13 protein-coding genes are annotated in these 20,883 nt (G+C 59.1%); 11 read left to right on the top strand and 2 right to left on the bottom strand.

The window, feature by feature from the left end; all coding sequences use genetic code 11:
- Positions 1-494: 494 nt before the first annotated feature.
- The 3 genes from HZZ13_RS23600 to HZZ13_RS23590 all read left to right on the top strand — a co-directional run bounded on the left by HZZ13_RS23600 (position 495) and on the right by HZZ13_RS23590 (position 6,348).
- Complete coding sequence (locus tag HZZ13_RS23600) at positions 495-1,283, top strand: SDR family NAD(P)-dependent oxidoreductase (RefSeq protein WP_197961902.1); 789 nt, start codon at positions 495-497, stop codon at positions 1,281-1,283.
- A 289-nt stretch (positions 1,284-1,572) separates the two neighbouring features.
- Positions 1,573-4,110, top strand: coding sequence for a CaiB/BaiF CoA transferase family protein (locus tag HZZ13_RS23595; RefSeq protein ID WP_246504537.1), 2,538 nt, complete (start codon positions 1,573-1,575; stop codon positions 4,108-4,110).
- A gap of 882 nt (positions 4,111-4,992) precedes the next feature.
- Complete coding sequence (locus HZZ13_RS23590; RefSeq protein WP_197961901.1) at positions 4,993-6,348, top strand: aspartate aminotransferase family protein; 1,356 nt, start codon at positions 4,993-4,995, stop codon at positions 6,346-6,348.
- A 55-nt stretch (positions 6,349-6,403) separates the two neighbouring features.
- On the opposite strand, the gene HZZ13_RS23585 is transcribed toward HZZ13_RS23590, so the two are convergent.
- Entirely contained in the window at positions 6,404-6,958 is a 555-nt protein-coding gene (locus HZZ13_RS23585) for an aminotransferase class I/II-fold pyridoxal phosphate-dependent enzyme (RefSeq protein WP_246504536.1), read from the bottom strand.
- 407 nt (positions 6,959-7,365) lie between these two features.
- On the opposite strand from HZZ13_RS23585, the gene HZZ13_RS23580 reads away from it, so the two are divergent.
- The 7 genes from HZZ13_RS23580 to HZZ13_RS23550 all read left to right on the top strand — a co-directional run bounded on the left by HZZ13_RS23580 (position 7,366) and on the right by HZZ13_RS23550 (position 16,184).
- A complete protein-coding gene (locus HZZ13_RS23580) occupies positions 7,366-8,946 on the top strand; it encodes an ABC transporter substrate-binding protein (RefSeq protein ID WP_197961900.1) in 1,581 nt (526 codons plus the stop codon).
- A gap of 82 nt (positions 8,947-9,028) precedes the next feature.
- Positions 9,029-9,514, top strand: a complete 486-nt coding sequence (locus tag HZZ13_RS23575) for a hypothetical protein (RefSeq protein ID WP_197961899.1) — start codon at positions 9,029-9,031, stop codon at positions 9,512-9,514.
- Positions 9,515-9,537: 23 nt separating this feature from the next.
- On the top strand, positions 9,538-10,524 hold the full coding sequence (locus HZZ13_RS23570; RefSeq protein ID WP_197961898.1) for an ABC transporter ATP-binding protein: 987 nt from the start codon (positions 9,538-9,540) through the stop codon (positions 10,522-10,524).
- A complete protein-coding gene (locus HZZ13_RS23565; RefSeq protein ID WP_197961897.1) occupies positions 10,521-11,519 on the top strand; it encodes an ABC transporter ATP-binding protein in 999 nt (332 codons plus the stop codon). Before HZZ13_RS23570 ends, HZZ13_RS23565 begins: the two co-directional genes overlap by 4 nt.
- A complete protein-coding gene (locus HZZ13_RS23560; protein WP_197961913.1) occupies positions 11,519-12,451 on the top strand; it encodes an ABC transporter permease in 933 nt (310 codons plus the stop codon). Before HZZ13_RS23565 ends, HZZ13_RS23560 begins: the two co-directional genes overlap by 1 nt.
- Before the next feature lie 105 nt (positions 12,452-12,556).
- The gene (locus HZZ13_RS23555; RefSeq protein ID WP_512699607.1) at positions 12,557-13,330 is read left to right on the top strand and encodes an ABC transporter permease; all 774 of its coding nucleotides are present in this window, start codon (positions 12,557-12,559) and stop codon (positions 13,328-13,330) included.
- A gap of 1,285 nt (positions 13,331-14,615) precedes the next feature.
- Positions 14,616-16,184: a porin gene (locus tag HZZ13_RS23550; protein ID WP_197961896.1), complete on the top strand. Its 1,569-nt coding sequence runs from the start codon at positions 14,616-14,618 to the stop codon at positions 16,182-16,184.
- A gap of 735 nt (positions 16,185-16,919) precedes the next feature.
- On the opposite strand, the gene HZZ13_RS23545 is transcribed toward HZZ13_RS23550, so the two are convergent.
- The gene (locus HZZ13_RS23545; protein WP_091886187.1) at positions 16,920-17,126 is read right to left on the bottom strand and encodes a cold-shock protein; all 207 of its coding nucleotides are present in this window, start codon (positions 17,124-17,126) and stop codon (positions 16,920-16,922) included.
- Between the two features lie 1,664 nt (positions 17,127-18,790).
- On the opposite strand from HZZ13_RS23545, the gene HZZ13_RS23540 reads away from it, so the two are divergent.
- Positions 18,791-20,206, top strand: coding sequence for an MATE family efflux transporter (locus tag HZZ13_RS23540; protein ID WP_197961895.1), 1,416 nt, complete (start codon positions 18,791-18,793; stop codon positions 20,204-20,206).
- The last annotated feature ends 677 nt before the right edge of the window (positions 20,207-20,883 follow it).

Here is a 20,883-nt window from a genome sequence, read left to right as displayed (position 1 = left end):
CAACCCAATTCATTGTTGAACTACGAAAGTATTTCCGGGGCGCAACCCACATCCCCGGCGCGCCCATTTGCCTCGAGCAATACTCGTTCCGAGGGGGCCTATGCTCGACCGCGATACGTCATCTTCGGTCGGTGTCTCCCAGGAAGACAGCCAACGCGGAGGATGCTGGCGCAAGATTTTCGCGCGCTCGCGATGCGATTTTGCCGCGGGTCTCAGCCACCTCCATGCAGACCAATCAAAGATCGAGAAAGCCTCTACCGCTGCTGTGGTTGGAATGCTCAAGCTACGCCTTGTCGAATTTATGACGTTCTCTTCTCCCAGGTGGGACTATTGCGGAGTCAAAGTCATGCACGCAAAGCGCTACGACGCAAGTGGGCTCGGAAGCCAAGTCCTCATTTGCGGTTTGCGGTCGGGGCATTACTTCCTCCTGAGTCGCGGCCCCGTCCAGGCGCTATAAACTCGATCCCTAAGTGGTTTGCGATCCCTTTACTATCATGTTGAAACCAGCAAAGGCCAGCGGCCAAGGCAACAGGCGCGTTGCTCTCGTCACCGGAGGGGCACGCGGGATTGGATTGGAGATCGTCCGCCGGTTTCTCAATGACGGCTATCAGGTCGCTTTCGTGGCGACAAGAACAGAACATGTGGAGCGGGCGGTTGCTCTTCTAAGCTGTGCGGAAGATCGGCTCTATGCCGAAAGGATTGACGTAACGCGACACAAGGAGGTGGAGGAATTTGTCGACAGCATTAGGGCGCGTTGGGACGACATAGCGGTTCTCGTTAACAATGCTGGCATCTCCCCCAAGCGCGTGGAGCCGGATGCACCTTGGCTTTCTCAGACCTCGCTCGATGAATGGGCGCGAGTAATCGATGTGAATCTCAACGGCCCATTCATGCTGATGCGGCTCTTGGCGCCAGCGATGATTGCGAAAGGCAGTGGACGCATCATCAACATCGGATCGCTCGCGGGCCGCGCTGTACCGATGATCGCCGGACCGCACTATGCCGCGTCCAAAGCGGGATTGGTCGGATTGACCCGCGCTGCTGCGCGGGATCTCGCTCCACATGGCATTACAGTCAATTGTATTGCCCCTGGGCGGGTACTCAGCGATCTAACTGGGCCCGCCGAGGCTTTGGTCAACCGATCGGCTCTCAGCAGGATACCGGTTGGCCGATTTGGAACTGCTGAAGAGGTGGCGCACGTTGCAGCCTTCCTGGCCTCACCGATGGCGGGCTTTATCACAGGTGCAACCATCGATATTACAGGCGGCGAATTCGCGGCCTAAGCCCGGCCCGGTCGCTCCTGTCCACCGACGACGCGATGCTGGATCCCATTCGGATTGGCGGAATCCAAACGTGCTTGTCGGCGTAGTCTTAGCTGCGCGCTCGCTGCCAACGGCACGGCCCGCATCGCGGTTTCATTGTGATGATCCGGCCGTGGATCAAGACCTGCATGCGTTCGGTAACAGCGCCGCCCCACTTCTGCCAATCGCGAACAGGTGTCTCGACGCCGGTTAGAAGGTGCCGGCGTTCGCCTATCGATAACGTGGGCGTGCGTGCCCAAGGGAGCATTAGATGGTACGGAAGATGGAGCGCTCTATGGAGGTGTTATCGCATTTGCGCGTTCTCGAGATCGGCAGCTCGGCCGCCGCGAGCTATTGCGCGCGCTTGTTTTCCGATTTCGGCGCCAATGTTCGTAAGGTCGAGTGCCCAGCGGGAGACCCGATTCGCCGCAGCGCGCCACTTACGCCCCATGGTCAGAGCGGGTGGTTTGCATTCTTGAACTTGAACAAATCAAGCGTTATCTTGGATGCAACCGACCCGAACGCGGTAGCACAGCTAACGGCGTTGATCGAAGATTGCGACGTTTTGGTCGATGGCCGCGATATTGATTCCGCAGACTGCCCCGCCATCGATATTGCCGCGATCCGGCAGCGATGCCCCGGGCTGATCTACGTTGAAGCAAGCTGGTTTGGTCGTGAGGGGCCCTATGCGAGATTCGCCGCAACCGATTCGACAATCCGGGCGCTCGCCGGCCTCATCAAGCTGGCGGGACCGGCCGAGGGCCCGCCGTTCCACGCACCAGACTTCCAGTGCGGTATCTTAGCCGGTCTGTGGGGCTTCATTGCCGCGGCTTCTTCGGCGGTTGCGGGAATGCGGGGCCCAGGGAGAGGCCGGTCGTGGTCGCTCAGTATTTTCGAATCGAGCCTTGCTCTCAGTGAGTATCAGATGTTCGAGGCTTACCAGCGCGGCGACGTCATGCGCCGCATTGGCATCAATCGCTTCTGGCCGAACTTTCCGGTCGGCATTTACGAAACCAAAAAGGGATGGCTCGGAATTACAACAATAACGCCGGCACAATGGCGCGCGTTCTGCGATATGCTCAGCCTCTCCGAGCTGCGGGACGATCCGGCTATGGTCCTCGGTGCGGATCGTCTGCAGTACATGGAGCAGATCGAACGACAGTTCATCCCGAGGCTAAAGACGCGGACTGCGCAGGAGTGGTTTCTCGAGGGATTGAAGCGTAAGATCCCAATCGTGCCCGTACCTGAAATATCCGATCTACTGGTGGACGCGCAGATGAAAGGGCGCGGCGCAATTGTACCCGTCCTGCTGGACCAAGAAAAGGGCTTGACCGTCGGCTCAATGCAGAGGCTGACGTCGACCCCGCCGCGCCGGGGCGGCAAGGTTCCGCGTCTTGGCGAGCAGCAGACGATTTCGAGCAGGCGTAGACATCTCAGCGACACCAAATCGACCTCTTCCGGTCGCATTGATGCTGGCGAGCCTCCACTGCGGGGAATTCGCGTCATCGATTTCTCGATGGGGTGGGCGGGTCCGTTGTGTACGCGCACGCTGGCCGATCTTGGTGCTGACGTCATCAAGATAGAAGCTATCCAGTATCCGGACTGGTGGCGCGGCGTTGATCGACGGCCTGCTTACATCAAGGATCGCATGTATGAGAAGACGGCGCGCTTCTGCATGGCAAATCGCAACAAGCGTGGCATCACGCTAGACCTGACGCGACAACAGGGCCTCACGCTCGCAAAACGGCTTGCCGCAGGAGCCGATGTTGTTGTCGATAATTATTCAGCCGACGTGCTGCCGAAGCTCGGTCTTGGCTATGACGTGCTCAGAAAGCTCAACCCCCGCCTCGTGATGATGTCGATGTCAGCCTTTGGCACGAACAGCGTGCGTCGCAATTGCCGCGCCTACGGCTCTACTCTCGAGCAGGGATCGGGGCTGCCGAGTGTGACCGGAAAGGCCGACGGGCCGCCGGTGATGAGCCATATCGCCTTCGGAGATGCCGTGGGTGGGTTGAACGGCTGCGCTGCGGTTCTGGTGGCTCTCATTCACGCCCGTAGCACCGGGCAGGGCCAGTTCATTGATCTTGCCCAGATCGAATGCATGATGCCTTTTGCAGCACCATGGATTACTGTTCATTCGATCGACCGTACACCGCCGGTAAGATACGGAAATCGACATCCGCAATTCGTTCCGCATGGCTGCTTCCGATGTGCGGGTGAGGACAATTGGATTGTGATAGCTGCGACGGACGCGAGCATGTGGCAGAGACTTGCCGCGCTTATTGGGCGGTACGACTGGGCCATCGACACATCGCTCAGCTCTGCCGAACAGCGCCGCGGCATCGAGGATGTCATTGAGAGCAGCATCGAATCTTGGACGCTCACCCGCGATCCGGATCAGGCTATGTCCGACTTGCAGCTTGCAAAAGTTGCTGCTGGCGTGGCCCGCCTGCCGATCGACCTGCTCAATGACCCGCATCTCAGGTCGCGTGGGTATCTGCAGGAGGTCGAACGCGCTTTCATTGGCTTGCATCCGCAGCCGTCAATGCCGATTCGGGAAGGTGAAGCACCATTCGCGATCCGCACGCCAGCACCAACCCTTGGACAACATAACAATGAAATCCTCTCAGGGTTTTTGGGGCTTTCCAGCGCCGAGATCGCGCATCTGGCCAGGGAGGGGGTCATCGGCACGGAGATGGTATCGGAAGCAGAGCTCGCAAAAGCCAAGTACGCGGCGTCGGACCAACAATTCAACTCTATCGCACCGAAACGGGATCCTAGCGGTGCGGATCGACCGCTGGGCGCTTGATGCTACCGAACTGCGGCCCGAAATAAAGAGCCCGAGTCATACGCTGGAGCCGCGTTCAGAGCGGCTGCGCCAAGCCGAAACCGCCTGCGCTATCAGTGATGACTGGATGAGTTTCTTTCGACTTGGCGAAATACTCTAAGGCGGAGCACAGGTTCGCCGGTGACATAGCGGTCACCGCAGCTTCCGCCGACGCCCAGCAGCGCTCTATTTGAAGCCCCAAAAGCTCTTATTCGACTTAGATTTCAACCATTAGCGATTGGTCTGATGAGCAAACGAGCCAGCTCAACCCGAGCTTCGGGAAGAAAGCCTATTGCTGCGTGTCCGAATTAATCGACTTCTGACGGATTGAGACGAATCGCCGGTCTCTCTTTGCTTTTTTTTGCAAGCTGGAGCCTAATACGTGGCGCTTCTCGAATAGCCAAAGGCGCGCCACTTCTCTCGCCAGAGTAGGTAGTGGCCCAATCCATAATTAGTGTGTACGTCAATTTGCAATTCACGACATCGGAGAGGCCGGGCATTGCCTGTGACGGAGCCGCGGCAGGTGACAATTCTGCTATCCCCAGAAGGAGCCAATCCGGCCATTGGGAGATGCGCGAGCGCTCCGGTTAGCGCCATTACAACAAGGCCTTTTAGCTCGGATGAAAAACGCAGCCGAAAAGTCACGGATCGGCACGAGGTTGCAGCCAATTTGCTCCGGGTCAAACTTGCAGGTCCAAGTATTTGCGGTCGATTTACTTTTAGAACAACACCGTGTCCCGATAGCGCGCCGATACGCGAGGCCACCAACTGGTTGCTGGGTTGCAGATATAGCTGGACCCACTCAGCCCAAGTCCCGAAAAAATCGATAAGGGTACGGTGCACCAGGAGCTCGCAGGTTTTAATATGGCGGTCGACATGCGCGTAGGGCAGAAGTCTAAGGACAACTTTGACCGGGCATCGCTGGTTTTCCCCGATGGAACGTCACGAGTCACTATTGAGCGGGATCCGACTCCACTTTATATCGATCGCGGAATCGGCAGCTATCTTTTCGATGTCGACGGCCGCCGCTTTGTCGACCTCAATTGCAACTTCACGACGTTGATCCATGGCCATGCGTTCGCGCCTGTGGTGGAAGCGCTAACCCGCCAAATCCAACGCGGCAGTTGCTTCGCAAATCCAACAGAGAGCGAAATCGAGCTGGCCGAACTACTTTGCGGCCGCATTCCGGCGATTGAGCGTGTTCGGTTCGTCAACACGGGGACGGAAGCCGTGCTGTTTGCGATTAAGGCTGCTCGGGCCTTCACGGGTCGTTCAAAAATCGCCAAGCTCGAGGGCGCTTATCATGGGGCATACGACTGGGTGGAGGTCAGTCAAGCGGCGACACCAGACAATTGGGGCGATCCAATGGAACCCAAGTCTACTGCGTTTTATCGTGGGATGCCCGCGAGTGTGCTCGACGAAGTTGTTGTGCTACGCTTCAATGATGTTGAAGGCTTACGCCGGGTGATGTCGCTGCATGCTGCCGATCTCGCCGCCATCATTGTGGATCCGATGCCGAGCCGGGGCGGTCTCATTGCGCCGAAGCCCGAATTCATTGCTGCGGTACAGGAAGCAGCCCGCGCTAACGGCATTCTGGTGATTTCCGATGAGGTTTTAAATCTTAGGCAGAGTTTCCATGGTGCATCCGCCCGTTACGGCCTAGTTCCGGACCTTGTCACGATGGGCAAAATCATTGGGGGCGGGTTGCCCATCGGAGCTGTCGGCGGCCGCGAGGATGTGATGAAAGTCTTTGATGGGTCAGCGGGGCGGCCGCTTCTTCCGCAAGGCGGTACATTTTCAGCCAATCCTCTATCCATGACTGCGGGGCTCGCCGCAATGAGGCATTTAGATCATGTGGCTTTCGCACACCTCGAGACACTCGGGGATTTTGTCCGTGACGGGATTGGGCGGGCCATCTCAATCTGGGATGCGCCGCTGTGCGTGACTGGGGCGGCCTCCCTCTTTCGACTTCATCCGCGCGCACAAGCTCCGAATGACTATCGCGATATCTATCCCACGGCTGCTGGTGCAACGCTAATGAAGCAGCTTACGCGCTTCTTCGCGGACAATGGCATTATCCTGCCGTATGGTGCTTCCGCAGCGCTCTCGACACCAATGACTCGCGCCGACGGTCAGTTCATCGTTGATGCGTTTGCAGGCTTTCTCGATCGTCATCAAAACCTGTTAGACGCGATTGAGGCGTCCAAAAGATCGTCATAATAGGTGCGCACGCAGAGCGTTCGTCGGCAGCACTTCGAAGGGCGAGCAAATCAGTTCAGCTGTAAACCGGACCGGTCGGCTTGCATGGCGAATTCAACATCAACCATTTGGTGCGGCGCGTGATCGCCTTCTCCAGCGCCTCCGAGCGCAGCTTGAAGCCATGGAGTTCGTCGCAGGCGACGAGCAGCGGCTTGCCGCCGGCTAGGGCTATCATGTCGGGATAAGAGAGCCAGCACGGTGTCGGGATCACAACCTCGTCGCCCGGATCGAGGCTGACGATAGTGCGTTGAACGTTGAACACAACCTGCTTGGCGCCGCAGCCCACCGTGATCTGGACAATACCGTAGCCAAGCCCATAATCGCGACGCAGGCTCTTCCGAATAGCTTCCTGCAGTGGCTTAATCCCGGCGATCGCCCTGTATTTCGTCTGCAAGTCGCGGATTGCCCGGATGCCTGCTTCACAGATAGCGGACGGCGGGTCGAAATCCGGCTCGCCCTGGCTGAGCGTAATCACATCGCCGCCCTGATCGCGCAGCTCGGCGGCGCGAGCCGTCATGAACTCGGTATGAGAGGGGCGGACGTCCTTGAGCCGTTCTGAAACGAGAGACAAGACACAATATCCTATGAGTTCGAATGGGCAGTTTCGTGAGGATCTATCCGAACGCGAACGGCTAAACCAAGCAGGTGATCGCGGCTTTGGATAAAATCGAAGATTGCGATAATTGTATCGCTTCTTCGTGCGGCTCTGTTGACCGCTTGCGCAATGCTTTGCGTCGCAGCTTTCCCTCTTCATTAGCCGGACAGGATCGCGGGACATCGCCTGTTCGCAAGCTTACATCGACTTATTCGATGAACGTCATCCTGCCGTAGCAGTTCAGGTTTTTAAGGTCGCGCACATTCGCGAATATGCCTGAATGACACAAGCGCCCAATTTGGGTGGTCTGCCAAAGTCCGTGCCAATCTTGAGAATTCACGGTTGTGGCATTCGTAATCAATGGAAGTGAACCGGAGGCGGTGATGACCCGTATTGATCTGACGCGACGGCAAGCCATCGTAGGCGCCGTTGCCGCAAGCGTCTTCGCCAGCACAGGCGCGGGCGCTGCGGAGGGCGAGCCTAAGACATTGACGCGTCGGCGCCTTCGGGTCGGCATGTCTGGATTTCCACGATCCTTCGACCCGGTCATCGCGACCGATACTGCCATTCGCCGCATCATGCCGCAGCTTTTCGATACGCTGATCACCTTCGACCACGCCCACGACATGGCGCTACGGCCCGGCTTGGCCGAGCGTTGGGAGCGGATCAATGCGCAATCGTTGCGGCTGTTTTTGCGCAAGGGAGTGACTTTCCACGACGGAGCGCCTTTGACGGCCGAAGATGTTACCTTTAGCCTTGGTCCCGACCATCTGCTGGGTCCTGGACGCAGCGGAATGTCCGAGGCGTTTCAATCACTTGATCGGCTCGAGAAGGTCGAAATTGTCGATCCTTACACCGTCATTGTGCATGCAAAGGGCGCTGACGCGCTCCTCGAGCAGCGTCTGGCTGCTTGGGGATCGGAGATCGTCAGTCAGCGCGCCTTCGTGGCGGCGGGCTCGTGGGAGCGCTGGACCACAGCCCCCGTCGGAAGCGGTCCGTACAAGCTCGTCGATCACAAGCTGGATATTCGTGTCTCGTTGACCGTCCACGATGCGTATTGGGGCGGGCGGCCGCCGTTCGATGGCATCGAATACCGCATCATTCCCGAACTTTCCGCGCGCGTGAACGGCCTGCTCGCCAACGAGCTCGACATCGCCACTGACATTCCGCCGGACCAGTTCGTGGGCATCCAGAAACGTGCAGATCTCGAGGTCGTGGGTGGTGCCGTGCAGAATATCCGCTCGCTCGTCTTCGATCAGACCGACCCCGTTCTGAAGGATGCGCGTGTTCGCCGTGCGATGAGCCTTGCGCTCGACCGCAAGCTGATCGTGCGGAGCTTGTGGGAGGACCGGCTCCCGATTCCGAACGGTTACCAGTTGCCGAGCTACGGCGAAGGCTACATCCACGAGTTCCCCTCGCTTGGCTATGAGCCCGACAAAGCCAAGGAGCTGCTGGCCGAAGCGGGCTACAAGGGAGAGCAGATTACCTATCGTCTGCTCAACAACTACTACCCAAATCAGGTCTCTGGCGCGCAGACCATGATCGAGATGTGGCGTGCGGTTGGCCTGAACGTCAAACTGCAGATGATGGAAAACTTCGCGCAAATTCAGCGCCAGCCGGTGCGTGCCATCTTTGATACATCCAATACGGCACTCTTTCTGGATCACCTCGGCCATCCCTGGCGTGAATACGGTCCGAGCGGCACCCTGCCAAAGTCAATTGGAATCTGGAGGAACGAGGAATATTTCGCGCTCGGCGCCAAGCTCCAGGACACCATCCAGGGCGAACAGCGCCGGCCGATCATCCGTCGCATGCTCGAGATCATCAACGAGATCGATCCGCCTTGCGTGATCCTGCACGTGTCTGGCCAGTTCTATGGCAAGCGTCGCGACGTGCCGTGGCTGCCGGGGCTGACGCTCGATCTCAATTTCGGCCCGTTCAACAGAGCTCTGATCCGGACCTGATCGCGATGAGGCACACCTTGAATCGACCACTGTCCGATATCAATCAGCCCTTGGAGCTAGCCCTCGGCCAGAGGTCTTGGCGATGACCGGGTTTGACGGCAACCTTGGCGCTGGCGATCTTGCGATCCTGGTCAAAGTCTCGCGGACGATCCGACGGGAGCGCCGCGCCGCCTGGGAGGCGCTGACGCTGCGCCGCACTCATCGAAGCCTGGCCACCGACGATCTGACAGCGCGCCGGCGGGTGACGGAGCGCCTTGAGACCGGATGCGAGGTCAAGACTGTCGGGGGTGCCCGGCCCATGTGTGAACGCTGCACGAACATCGGTCGTTCCGAGGCGCATGATACGATCTCATTTGGGGATCATTCCTGCTCCTTTGCAGACATTGTCGATGCCAGCAGTTCCAGGCGCGCGCGCACACATGTCGCGCAATTGTCCCGCTGGGTAGGCACGCTTGCCGCTGATCGCCGAATGTCGGCGAAGTTGCCACCCCAGGATGCCGCTGTAGCATCGTGTCTCTCCTGCCGTGGCAATGGCGGCGTTCCAACCGACCTGGTGCAATCCCTATGATGCAGGAAGGGCAGGGACCTTCCATGGAGGCGCTTCTTCAGATCGCAGGTTTGCGTGTGGCGTTCGACGGTGTGCCGACGCTGCGCGGAATCGATCTCACTCTACGGCGTGGCGAGTCGCTGGGCATGGTCGGCGAAAGCGGTTGCGGCAAATCCGTGACGTGGCTCGCTGCGCTCGGACTGCTGACGCAGCGCGCTAAAATCACGGGCAGCGTACGCCTGGCCGGAGAGGAGCTGCTCCATGCGCCAGCCTCTCGCCTCGACAAGGTGCGCGGCAGGCAGATCGCCATGATCTTCCAGGACCCGGCGAGCGCGCTTAATCCTGTGCGCACGGTGGGCGATCAGATCTCTGAAGCCCTTCGCCTCCATCGCAGCATGGACCGCCGCACGGCGCTTGCCGAAGCGCGACGTCTGCTCGACCAGGTCGGCATCCCCGATGCAGTGCGCCGCCTTGGCGCCTATCCTCACGAATTATCCGGCGGGCAGAACCAGCGCGTCATGATCGCCATGGCTCTCGCAGGGCAGCCCGATATCTTGATCGCTGATGAACCTACCACCGCCTTGGATGTCACTATTCAAGCGCAGATCCTTGAGCTTCTGCGGCAGATCCAACGCGAGACAGGCATGGCGCTGGTCCTGATCTCGCATGATCTCGGCGTCGTCAGCGACATCTGTGAACGCGTCATGGTCCTTTATGGGGGACGCATCGTCGAAGAATTGCCCGCCGACCGTCTTTTTGAGCATTCCGCTCATCCATATACGACAGGGCTTATTGCGGCTCTTCCAAGTCTGGATGCGCCGCGGCAACGCCTCTTCGCCATTCCGGGTGTCGTGCCAAACGCAGCCGATTTTCCGCCAGGCTGTCCTTTCGCCCCTCGTTGCGATCGGCGCATCGGACGCTGCAGTGAATGGGCCATTGAGCTCGCCTCGGTGGATGGCGACATCAGACACAGGGCCGCCTGCTTGCATGTCACGAGCGAACCGCCCGCGGGCGAGGTCGCGGCTGCATGACCGGGACTGCTCCGCCGATCCTCCAAGCCGATGGGCTTGTCCGCCGTTACCGCTTGCGACAGGGCCTTTTCCAGCGTCCAGCGCTGGTCCACGCAGTCAATGGGCTCTCTCTGCGGCTGGCTCGCGGCGAAACGCTCGGACTTGTTGGCGAATCCGGTTGCGGTAAGTCCACTACGGGCCGGCTCCTGATCGGCCTGGACCGACCGGATGTCGGCACGGTGAGCTTCGGCGGAGAAGCTTTGCCTGCTATGGGCGATATTCGATGGCGCCGGCTCAGGATGCGAATCCAAATGGTGTTTCAGGATCCGCTAGCTGCGCTCGATCCCCGCCTGACGATCGGCGCGCAAATGGCCGAGCCAATCGACATTCATCGGCTTGGCAGCAAGTCGGAACGAGACGGGCGGGTCAATGCGCTTCTCGCGGATGTGGGGCTCAGGACCGATCACCTCCGGCGCTATCCGCACGAGCTTTCAGGCGGCCAGCGCCAGCGTGCCGTCCTGGCTCGCGCGCTTGCGACCGATCCAGAACTCATTGTCTGCGACGAGCCAGTCTCGGCGCTCGACGTCTCGATCCAGGCGCAAGTGATCAATCTTCTACGCGACCTGCAGGAGCGGCGGCGCATGGCGCTGATCTTCATCAGCCATGATTTGCGAGTAGTTCGGCTGATTAGCGATCGGATCGCTGTGATGTATCTCGGCGCCATCGTCGAGGAGGGTGCCTCTGAGGCGGTTCTTCTGGATCCTTTGCATCCTTACTCGCGGGCGCTGGTTTCCGCGGTGCCCAGGCCGGGGAAACATCGGTCTCGCACGATCCTGCAAGGAGATCCGCCCGATCCGGCTGCGCGACCGGGCGGCTGCGCATTCCATCCTCGCTGCCCGGTAGCGCTTCCACTTTGCGCGCGGTTCGCCCCAGAGTTCAGATCCGCTCCTGATGGGCGTCGCGTCGCCTGCCATCTGGTCGGCGATCATGGCGCTCAACTCGACAAGGAGGCATGATGGTTCGCTTCATAGCTGTCCGCTTGGCGCGCGCGTTGCTGACCATCGCAGTTGTGGTCACATTCGCATTCGTGGTCCTGCGCGTCTCTGGCGATCCGGCCCGCGCGTTGCTTTCGCCGGAAACCCCGGCGGAAGCGGTCGAGGCCTTCCGAAAGGCCTGGGGGCTCGATGCGCCACTCTGGGTGCAATACGCCAGATACCTCTTTGCGGTCGTTCATGGAGATCTCGGCCAATCGATGCGTGATGGGCGTTCCGCGATCGCCGTCGTCGCCGAGCGCATTCCTGTCACGCTGATGCTGACTGCGCCGGCGCTGATCCTCAATCTGTTGATCGGCATTCCGGCCGGCATCTACGCGGCTCTAAAACGAGATAGCATCGCGGATCGATTGGTGATGATGGTCGCGGTGGTAGGCTTCACCGTGCCATCTTTCGTGCTTGGCCTCGTGTTCGTACTGGCTTTCGCAGTCGAGCTTCCCTGGTTCCCCTCAGGCGGCGCGGGCGGTTGGCAGCATTTGGTGCTGCCTGTCATCACGCTCGGTCTGGGCGGCGCGGCCGTTTTGGCGCGTTTCAGCCGCAGCGCCATGCTCGAGGTGCTTGGGCAGCCCTATATTCGTGCGGCCAGCGCCAAGGGTGTGCCTTGGCCTCGCGTCGTGACCGGCCATGCTCTGCCGAACGCGGCCATAGCGGTGCTGACAATTGTCGGCTTCATGGTTGGCAATCTCATCGCGGGAACGGTGCTCGTCGAAAGCGTTTTTTCGTGGCCAGGCATTGGCAGCCTCCTGGTCGTCTCAGTTGTGAGTCGTGATTTGGCTGTCATCCAGTGCATCATGCTCGTCGTAGCCGCCGCCATGATTACCACCAATGTCACGATCGATCTGCTCTATGGCATGCTCGATCCACGTTTGCGCGACTTGCGCTCTGGGAGGCGATAAGTGTCGAGCATTTCCGCAGAAAAAGTTCTGCCGTCTTCGAGGACGCACAGGCTATGGTGGTGGCGCGACCGCGCAATCGGGATAGCGGTTGCCTGGCTAGGCCTCATGCTTCTTGTCGCAATCTTTGCTGATCGCCTCGCCCCTTATGACTATGCCGCCCTCGACCTTCATCATCGCCTTGCTGCACCTCTTGGCCTCGGAGGAACCATCGCGCATCCCTTCGGTTCGGATGAGCTCGGCCGGGACGTGCTGTCGCGCCTGGCTATATCGATCCGCATTAGCCTACTTATCGCCTTCGGGGCAACGTTGATCGGCGCTGTCCTTGGCATCACGCTTGGCATTCTGGCCGCTCACTTCCGCGGCTGGGTAGAGCAGATCATCCTCGGTTGTATTGATTTCCAGGCCAGCATGCCGTTTCTCGTTTTGGCACTCGCAGTGCTTGCCTTCTTCGGCAACTCTCTGCTCCTCTTCGTGGGGCTCATTGGTCTGCACGGATGGGAACGCTACGCCCGCGTCACCCGCGCGCTTGCGATGAGTGCCAACGAGCATGCCTACGTGATCGCCGTACGCCAGCTTGGCGCAAGGCCATGGCGCGTCTACCTGCGCCACATCATGCCGAACATCGCGTCGACCTTGATCGTCACCATGACGCTCGCGTTTCCGGACATCATTCTGCTCGAGAGCGGTCTTAGCTTTCTTGGACTTGGAGTGCAGCCGCCGCTTACGTCGCTTGGCAATATGGTCGGCTACGGACGTGACTATCTGACCCGTGCTCCCTGGATCCTTGTGCTCCCTTCGCTGGTCATCTCGCTCACGACTTTGTCAATTTCGCTCGTCGGCGATTGGCTGCGCGACCGGATCGACAAGACATTATCGTGAGGCCTCCAGAACCCTGCTGTCGATCCGTCAGCCCCGCGGCATCCTGCCTCTCGACCAGCTGCACGGATCCCGCGGCCGCCGCATTCGAATAGGGAAGAACACTTCGTTGCCCGGAGCCAGCATCCGCAGGGGAGGCCCGAGCCGCTGAGTTGATGGACCAGCTGGGCATGTGAGCTGTTGCTAGTTGAGACATCAAGCTGTGTGCCAACGCTCCGCGAGCGTGACGATATCACCAATCGGCTGCATGAGCTAATCATGCGCTGACGTACACGCACCATCACCTTGGGCGTGAAGGCGAAACTTCAGAACAGGTATAGTCTGCTGTTTTGCTACATGCGGGCTCGATGATGAGCTCAATGACAATATCTGCAGCTGGCGCTGGGGCGCTCCGCGCGAGCATCACCTTTGGATTCCTGATCTTGAATCCGCGGTTGATAGGTCAAAATTGGCGGAGCTTCTCTCTCTCTCTCTCTCTCTCTCTCTCTCTCTCTCTCTCTCTCTCTCTCTCTCTGATCGGAAATCGACAGAGGATACAGATCGCGCTGGCCGCGGGATCGGGAAGTTGACCCGAGCGAGGACACTAGGTTTGTGGCGCGACCTACGATCGGTGTTGCTGGTCGGCGTAGAATTCGTATCGAGTCTCGCGCGTGGGTGTTTGACTGAGTCTACGCCGGAGGGGACGACCTGGCTAGTCAACGACCAAAAGGTCGCGTTGGCCGGAAGTCGGTCTGGCAGAAAGAGTCGAGCTCTACGGACTTTCCGAGTGTTTTGATGAGCTGATTTCTGGTGACCGCCATCTGCGGCGCTAAGTCTGCGTCACCTGACCGACGATCGACTCTGCTTCAAGGTCCTTCCTTTGGCAATCAGCGCGACCCGCAGTAATAAAGCCCCACGCCCCATAGCGTCCACATTCAGTCTCGGCCCAACGCAACCTTAGCTCTGACCAAGCTATCCCGGCGCTGCAGCCGCGCAAACGCGACAAAGGCTGCTGAGTTGTTTAGCTGCAAATGCAGTGTGCCCACATTCTATCTGCTGAGGTGGTGCATCACGAACATGCAACGGGAGGAGCCAGAAAACTCGGTCAAGCTCTCAATGGAATTTCTTGGGTCACTTTGAGCATCGAGCCGTGATCGATATTGCGCCTGTTTTCGAGGCGGTCGCGCTTTCTTTGAATGCCATCATTAAATCAGAACGGCTCATCGCACGATTTGATGTCTGTCACCGAAGGTTTGCGTGACGACGATACAGCCTCGCCCGCACAAGTTCTGACCAAGAGGATAGGGCAATGACATTCTCAAATTTGAGCTCTCCACATCAAACGATCAAACGGCTCGTACTGGCGTCCGCGGCAAGCTTATTCGCGTTGGAAGCGGCACAAGCAGCCGATCTTCCTGCCAAGTCCAAAGCGATCGAGTACGTGAGGGTTTGCGCGCTATATGGCGCCGGCTTCTACTACATTCCCGGCACGGACACGTGCATCAAGCTGGGTGGTTACCTACGCGCTGACTTAGTGTTGAACAGCAACAGCGATTTTGACCCCGCAGCGAATGGTGTTGCGGGAGCTCGAAATCGCCTGAGCAATTCCTACACCTGGCGGTCGCGGGAGGGCTTGAGTATCGACACGCGCACTGCGACCGAGTACGGTGCGGTTCGCACCTTCTTTCAAGGCGTGTTCAGCTGGACCTCGGGTGGCTATATCGGTGCCGGTACAGGCGACGGTGGAGGCGCAACCATGTATAACGCTGCTGTGTCCGGAGGGCAGGGCAGTGGAGCGATCGCACAGGGATCGCTCGGCGTCTACTCCGCATTTATCCAGTTCGCCGGCTTTACTGTGGGAAAGGCGGTCTCGCAGTTCTCCGCGCCTTGGACCAACTATCCGGCGAGCGAATATGACGATCTTCCCGGTGGCGGCGGCTGGGTCACTGGCGTGAACCAATTGACCTATACTGCCGACTTCGGCCAAGGCATCACAGCGTCGCTCTCGGCCCAGGATCAAGTCGTTTATGGTACAACCAATATCTGGAACGTGAGCGGCGCCACGGCTGCCGGCCTCGCGACGGGGGCGTACGGCACCAACGACATCGGCGCTTCGCGCTCGCCTGACCTTATCGCGATGGCCCGCATCGATCAGGCCTGGGGCCTCTTTCAGGCGTCACTTGCTGCGCATAATAACCATGCGGCCTATTACGGCGTTGACGAAACCACCGGCCATCCAAGCGACAAATGGGGCTGGGCTGCTCAGTTGGCCTTATCACTCAAAAACATCCCGACAGGGATAGGTGACACTATCAACCTGTCGGCCGCCTATACGAATGGTGCGACCCGCTACAACTTCAATGACCTCATGGCGACCACCTACGCGATGTACGGCGGTACGGGCCTGGCTAGCGGCTACCAGAGCGTCGGCCTGGCCGGTCTGTCCGATTCCGTGTTCGTTGCGGGCGCGAGTCAGGAGTTGACCACGACCTACGGCTTTCGTGGTGGCTACACCCATAATTGGGATCCACAGTGGAATACGGCCGTTTATGGCGCGTGGGCCGCTGTTCGGCATGGAAGCACTGCCAAGGGCTATATCTGCGGTGCGTTCGTTGCGGGGCTTGCGCTTTCGAGCGGCATGGCTGGCTGTAATCCCGACTTCAATTACGGGGTTGTTGGCCTCGTCACGCGCTGGACCCCGATCAGGAATCTGACCTTTACGGCCGACCTCGCCTACACCATGCTCGACCAAAAATACGCGAGCGGAAGCACGGTAACATTACCGCTGCTTTCGGCTGTCGCCAAACCAGCTGCGACCTACGAGTTGAAGGATCAGAGCACGCTGACACTGCTGCTCCGAGCTCAGCGCAACTGGTGAGTCTCTGCCAAACACCAGCGATAAGGAGAAAAGAAAGGGCTCTATGGATCCACGTTAACCTCCAAGGAGGCCTTCGGCATGCCCGCCGAGGGCCTCCTACATGTATGGCAACTTTTGGTTAGAGGGGGCACGCCCGGTCCTTTTGCGCAGATAAAGGCCTCAATCTGAACGGCGAGAAACCGAAGGCACTTAGGAGATCGAGTGCGCCAGTTTATGGATTGCAGGCCGCAACTATTGAATGTTGATTGAAAACGGACCAGGGGGCCTACTGGAACGGAACTCAAAGGGCTTATTAATTGGAGCGGCAATTCCACCCGGTCCGCGACTCGAGTGGGGATCGCCCGATTGCTGTGCTCTCTCCAGTGCGAAAGCCGAGATCAGGATCCTCAAGGTACAAATTGAGGACACTGAGGTGGATCGGCTCATTTCCTGTCACCGCGGGCTGGCGCACGGCCCAGCGGAGTCGACTGCAAGCGGCCCGGCATCGCGTTTGTTTGAACGCGTTGAAGCAGCCGAGAGATTTGTCGCGTTCCCTCGCTGGAATGTCTGTTTGAGAATGCGTCCCGATAGGCGCTTGCACGGCGCTCCAATACGGACGACAGCGACTGATCGTCGGACAGGAAACGCCCGCAGCGGCACCGGGGGATGTGCTGAAGCCGTGTCGAAGCTTCCCGCGCAACCCAGAAGCGACTTCAGAACGCTAAAGAACCCGGCCGGTTCCTCAGGGCAAGTCGATCAGCTGATGCGCAGATTTTCGGCGCTCATCTTGCCCGAACGATCTGCCATCAGCTCATAGCTGACCCGAAGGCCTTCCGCGAGATTGGTGTAGCCGGCCTTCTCGACCGCGCTGATGTGAACGAAGACGTCAGCTCCTCCGTCTTCCGGCTGGATGAAGCCGTAACCCTTGGCCGCGTTGAACCACTTCACAGTCCCCATTGCCATTGCATATCTCCAAACTGAACGTGCGCGATCTCATCGAAGGGGTGCCTGACCGTAAGGACGTCCGCGCGATAGGTACATCTCACGCTGAGCGCCCCTCACGCGTCCACAATCGCTTTCGCCGAGGACGGTTCCTGCGGGCGATTGGTCGTGGGGGCGCAGCCGGCAATGGCGATCGCTCAGCGCCAGCTGGCTCCTTGGCCTGTGCCGCGGGCTGGCTTTGCGTCACACATCGATCGAGCTTCTCGAGGGCGTCAAGGAAATTCCGTCCCTCCTCAGTGATGGTCCAGTATCCCACTTCCGGTCGACGAGCTTTTGTCTGAAGATATCGAGGTTCGGCCTGCGGCTCGCGATGCGCTTCATGCGCTCCTGCCAATCGGGCCCGCTGGTGTAAAAATGGCTAAGTGCTGTTTGACGAGTTCAAGACTGGCTCGGCCGCTCGGTTGCCCGGCAAGTATCTTCAGCATGGACAGCTGAAAGCTCACATGCGCACGCAAAGATTCGATGAAAGCACAACAATACCGGCGCTACCCGAGACCGGCTAGCGCACATCGTCGCTTTTCAAACGGAAACCTTGCCGGGTAAGGCCAACAAAGGGGGCAAATCACTGTAGTCCATATGCAGCCTTCGGATTCGCCACGTTCATGTGCCCTCGCAGCTCGGATCGCACTGCTTGTCTGGGCCGAGCCGCTCGCCGCCCACAAAACTGCCGCTCGGGGAGTCGACTAGCTGTCCCTGTTATGTTCTCGCGCGATAGACCTGCAAGCTGGCGCATGCCCTCACCAAAACAGATGGAAGAAAGGGCTGCAGCCGCCGAGCGGAATGTGTCCGCTGTGGACGAACTGGACAAACGCGCGCAAGGCCACGGGACGGAAAGTCACCATTGACGTCTATGGCTTCCTGCCTCGTGACCCAATGCCGAGAGCACTTCATTCTCCAATGTGCCAAGCCTAGGATCGAGGCCGCGCAGCTCTTGATATGTGACTACATGTCGATGTTTGTGATTCAGTCGCGAGCAGGCGAGAGTGTACAGAGCTCGAGTCGAATCATCCCGCCAGATGTTCATAATCCCACATCTTCATAACCGATGAAATCGCCACTCATCGTGTTGTCGCATCGCCGCCCTCACCGGCTCGAGCGTGCAATGCCGATTGTCCTATTTGCGACACGCTGCCGATCCCGCGAGAGTCCGATTGGACGAGCAAGCATCTATAATCAAGCTGTCGCAGTTGGCATGTGCTTTGAAGGGGAGAATCTCATCGATTGCTCAGGAGTGCAGGTATGGCTTACGGGATGATGGCTCTCAGTTCATGGCGTGGATCGGGCCGAGCTCGCGTACTCCAATCTTCGCATCAACGCAGTGGCTCGCCTATGACTTTACCTCTGATCGACCTCGCTCGAGCCCGATGCACGCCGTCACCGTTGCGCGATTGCGGCGATTGGCCAAGTCCGCGGCGGCATCTGCAGCCTCTCCTTGGCGCTTATCGCATGCGAAAATCGAGGCCGCGATGGTCGAAACCCAGCGTCCAAACCGTGATCCGTTTTCGCGTCCAAACGTGCGGCCGCACAAGGCTGCCTGTGAGCCTGCATGCGGGCTGACCGCGAATTCCGGTCAGGAAGCGACCCGTGAATGAGGCGGCACGTCGTTCGCCGACGCAAACGGCGGCATGATTATGGACAAGATAACCAAGACAAGGCCGTTATTAATCTCGCGATCGGAAGTGAATGCACGGACGGCCCTCCATCGTTTCGCTGTCGAGCTCAGCGAAACCGCGAAACTCGCGTGGCCAATGGTGCTGACGCAGGTTGGGCAGATCGCAATGATGACGACCGATCTTGCCTTCGTCGGGCGCATCAGCACTGAGGCGCTCGCCGCGGCAGCGTTGGCAGGCCGGTTTTATGTCATCAGCCTCACCTTCGGCGTGGGCCTATTAAGTGCCATCGCGCCTTTGGCAGCGCAGGCGTTTGGGGCGAATAATCTTGCCGCGGTACGGCGTACGCTGCGCATGGGCTTATGGACGGCCCTGGTCCTGTCGTTCCCGATCATTGCGGTGGCGCTGCGAGCAGAGCAAATACTGCTTGCGTTAGGTCAGGCTCCAGATGTGGCGCGGCTCGCCCAGCAATACCTCTTCGGATTAGGCTTCAGCGCGGCTCCGGCACTGGCGTTTTTGGCTATCCGCAGTTTCATGGGGGCGGTCCATCGGCCACAGCCTGTCTTCTGGATTACGCTATCAGCCATCCCCCTCAATGCCTTGCTGGTCTATATGCTGACCTATGGAAAGCTTGGGCTGCCCCGGCTGGAGCTGTTCGGGGCAGGGCTTGCGACCACGCTGGTGAACTGCGGCATGTTTTTGGCCGGTTTGTGGTTCGCTGCACTGCGCCAGCCGTTCCGTGACTACTATGTGCTTGCGCAACTCTGGCGTTTCGATTGGCGCGCAATGCGGCAGCTCATCGCAATTGGAACGCCGATCTCCATCGCGTCATTGATCGAGTCGGGACTATTTTGGGCCACGTCGCTGCTGGCGGGCTTGATCAGCACCAGTGCACTGGTCGCTCATCAGATCGTTGTTCAGATCGCCGCGATCCTGTTCATGATTTATCTCGGCGTTGGCACAGCCGCAGCCGTGCGCGTTGGCCATGCAGCCGGCCGCCACGACAGTGCAGGCGTCAAACGGGCAAATCTGGCCGCGATGCTGATCGGTATTGTCATAGCTGCAATGCTAACCCTCGCGCTGATCGGCGGGCGTTTTGAGATCGTCGAGCTGTTCCTGGGCCGATCGGCCCGCGATTCCGAGACGATCGGTCTTGCTGCAAAGCTCCTCATCGTCGGCGCAACCCTCTCTATCACTGACGCCGCCCAGTGCATTGCGGCAGGCGGCCTGCGCGGACTGAAGGACACGCGGGTGCCGCTTCTGTTTGCGGCCATCGCTTGGTGGCTGATCGGCTTTTCCCTCAGCTATTGCCTCGGTCTGAAGTTCGGTCTGGGCGTCATTGGCATATGGATTGGCTTATCGATAGGAACGACCATCTATGCGGCGCTCCTCGTCTTGCGGTTCCGCCACTTGACAAGCCGCGCTCACTGATGCGCGCGCATCACTGATGCCAAACGGCGACCATACGCCAGCATGCTTGCCAGTGCCGATGCGAGGGGTCGAACGCAAGACCGGCTGAAAATTAAACGTTGCGCTTCATGGCGCGACTGCAAGATACGTAAGAAGAGATCGCAACTAGCATCGTGTTATTAGATCATTTCATTTCAAAAAACGATAACCAAAGTGGTTAGCTCGTTTGAGGGCGAGTAGAAACCCTCAAGTGTCCTTTGACGACTTGCAGGCTTTCAAACTTGTCACTATTGGCAGAATGGCTCAACGGGTCCCTCCCTTCGAGAGCAAAGCCCGCAAATCGTGCGGCCCAGCGGCGCCCACCAGGCGTCGATGCGATCACCGTTAATCAGGCATATCAGGCATATCAATTTTCAACACGCCGACCTGTGTCTGCAAGCTTCACAGCTGCGGAATTCCTCCCAAGCACACGAGATGCATCGCTGGAATCAAGCCGCCACGCGAAACGGCCCACATCAGCGACGATTCCTGGCTCAATTGCGATGGCGACCAGATCAGGATCGGCTACGGCAGCGAGCAGGTTCGGTTGGGCGCGGCATTTGCCAATGTTGCTTGCGAGGCCAAGGCTACCCTCGGCTTGTTCGATGTCCTGCCTAACGTCCCGCCGGGGCTCGGCGGCCCTCGGGGCCTGTGATGAA

The sequence above is a fragment of the Bradyrhizobium agreste genome (assembly GCF_016031625.1).
In the GTDB taxonomy this organism is placed as follows: Bacteria; Pseudomonadota; Alphaproteobacteria; order Rhizobiales; family Xanthobacteraceae; genus Bradyrhizobium; species Bradyrhizobium agreste.
Note: the sequence above shows the minus strand (reverse complement) of the source record. Positions and strands in the feature narration are given on the sequence as shown.